This window comes from Stutzerimonas azotifigens DSM 17556 (assembly GCF_000425625.1).
GTDB lineage: Bacteria > Pseudomonadota > Gammaproteobacteria > Pseudomonadales > Pseudomonadaceae > Stutzerimonas > Stutzerimonas azotifigens.
This window is the reverse complement of record NZ_AUDU01000095.1, coordinates 1-2,409: the sequence shown is the minus strand read 5'-3', so window position 1 is coordinate 2,409 and position 2,409 is coordinate 1. Positions and strand designations below refer to the sequence as shown.

The window sequence follows — 2,409 nt, the reverse complement described above, 5'->3', positions numbered from 1 at the left end:
TGCCAGGCGCCGGAGAGGGTCATCATGCCGTTGATCATGCCGCCCCAGCTCGGTGCCAGCAGGATGATCGACATCGCCATGCCGAGGCTCTGCGCCCAGTCGGGCAGGGCGGTGTAGTGCAGGTGGTGCGGGCCGGCCCAGATGTACACGCTGATCAGCGCCCAGAAGTGCACGATCGACAGGCGGTAGGAGTAGATCGGGCGCTCGGCCTGCTTGGGTACGAAGTAGTACATCATCCCGAGGAAGCCGGCGGTGAGGAAGAAGCCCACGGCGTTGTGGCCGTACCACCACTGGATCATGGCGTCGGTGGCCCCGGAATACAGCGAGTAGGACTTAAACGCGCTGACCGGCAGCTCCAGGTTGTTGACGATGTGCAGCATCGCCACGGTGAGGATGAAGCCACCGTAGAACCAGTTGCCGACGTAGATGTGCTTGACCTTGCGCTTGACGATGGTGCCGAAGAACACCGCCGCGTAGGTGACCCAGACGACCGCGATCAGGATGTCGATCGGCCATTCCAGCTCGGCGTATTCCTTGGAGGAGGTGAACCCCTGCGGAAGCGTCAGCACGGCGAGAACCATGATCGCCTGCCAGCCCCAGAAGGTGAAGCTCGCCAGCGTGTCCGAGATCAGCCGCGCCTGGGAGGTGCGCTGCACCACGTAGTAGGACGTGGCGAACAGGGCACAGCCGCCGAAGGCGAAAATGACCAGGTTGGTATGCAGGGGACGCAGGCGGCCGAAGCTGGTCCACGGCGTGTCGAAGTTCAATTCGGGCCACACGAGTTGTGCGGCGATGAACACGCCCATCCCCATTCCGAGAATTCCCCAGATCACCGTCATGATGGCGAACTGGCGAACCACCTTATAGTTATAAGCAGTCTGACTGATTGCTGTGCTCATGCTGGGTTCCACGGTTAATGGCATTACAAGGCAAAAAACGGCGGCAAGTATGGAGAAGAGAGGGGGGCAATGCAACGACGCCCCCGGCCCTCCCGGGCCGCTGAAACCCTGTGCTGGCGCGCTTTCCGTGCATTTCGCGGGAGCGCTTGCGCACCGGGCCGACGCGATGGAAGGGAGGGGTCGCCTTGAATTCTGCGGTGGGCGGCGACCTGGAACCAAGCTTAGGAGGTCGGGGAGGGAGCGAGAAGGGACGCCCGTCGGAGGCGGGCTGCGACACAGGGTCGCAGCCGCAAAATCGGCCCCCTGGCGGGGTGGGAGAGGGGCCGAGTCTAACGCCGTCGGCGGCTCATTGCTGGGCCAGTTGCGGCTCTTTGTGTGACAGGCTGTAAACGTAGGCGGCGAGGATGTGCACCTTGTCGGCGCCGAGGTATTCCTCCTGGGCGGGCATCTGTCCGTTGCGGCCGTGGCGGATGGTCTGCTGTAGCTGGGTCAGGCTCGAGCCGTAGATCCAGGCGGCCGGCTGGGTCAGGCTCGGGGCGCCGAGCATCGCCATGCCTTCGCCGTTGGCGCCATGGCAGGCGACGCAGGTGCTGGCATAGACCTGCGCGCCGGCTTCCCGGTCACCCTGGAGGTCGGCGGGCGGGGTCAGGCCGGCCAGGTCATGGCGGACGTAGGCGGCGACATTCTTCACGCGTTCCTCGCCGATCACCTCCAGCCAGGCCGGCATGGCCGCGATACGGCCGTGCTGGATGCTCGCCTTGATCGTCTCGGCCTCGCCGCCCCAGCGCCATTCGCCGTCGGTCAGGTTGGGAAAGCCCTGCGAGCCCTTGGCGTCGGAACCGTGGCAGATGGCGCAGTGGTTGGCGAACAGGCGGCCGCCCATCTTCAGCGCTTCCGGATCCTGGGCGACCTGCTCGACGCTCATCGCCGAGAAGCGGGCGAAGATCGGCCCGAACTTGGCGTTGGCGGCGTTCATCTCGCGCTGCCACTGGTGGGTCTGGGTCCAGCCGTCCTGGTAGCCGGGCATCACGCCCTTCCAGCTGCCCAGGCCCGGGTAGAAGATCAGGTAGGCGATGCCGAACACCAGGGTGCCGACGAACAGCAGGAACCACCATTTCGGCAGCGGGTTGTCGTATTCCTCGATGCCGTCGAAGGCGTGGCCGAGGGTTTGTTCGGTGGTATCCGGGCGCTGGCCCCGGCGGGTGGCGAAGACCAGCCAGAACAGGGCGACGAAGGTCCCGATTGTCAGCAGGGTGATGTACCCGCTCCAGAACATGCTCATGTGCGACTCCTGAACAGCCGCCCGGTGCGCGGCTGTTCGCGATTTGATATGCCGACGGCTGCCGGGCAGTCCGTCATCCCAACGATTTGCTGATCAGCGCTTGTTCTTCAGCGCGATGCCCAGGCCCTGCAGGTAGGCGACGACGGCGTCCATCTCGGTCTTGCCGGCGACGGCTTCGCGGGCGCCGACGATGTCCTCGTCGGTGTAGGGCACGCCGAGGGTGCGCAT

The 2,409-nt window shown here is 65.1% G+C and carries 2 protein-coding genes and 1 pseudogene; all 3 read right to left on the bottom strand.

From position 1 onward, the window contains the following. On the bottom strand, positions 1–899 hold an 899-nt coding region (locus tag H610_RS0108495; protein WP_043238108.1), incomplete at its 3' end, for a cbb3-type cytochrome c oxidase subunit I. Positions 900–1,245: 346 nt separating this feature from the next. Next, on the bottom strand, positions 1,246–2,181 hold the full coding sequence (gene ccoP, locus H610_RS0108490; RefSeq protein ID WP_028239264.1) for a cytochrome-c oxidase, cbb3-type subunit III: 936 nt from the start codon (positions 2,179–2,181) through the stop codon (positions 1,246–1,248). A gap of 93 nt (positions 2,182–2,274) precedes the next feature. Next, positions 2,275–2,409, bottom strand: a pseudogene (locus H610_RS24865) (cytochrome-c oxidase, cbb3-type subunit II); the annotation flags it as partial.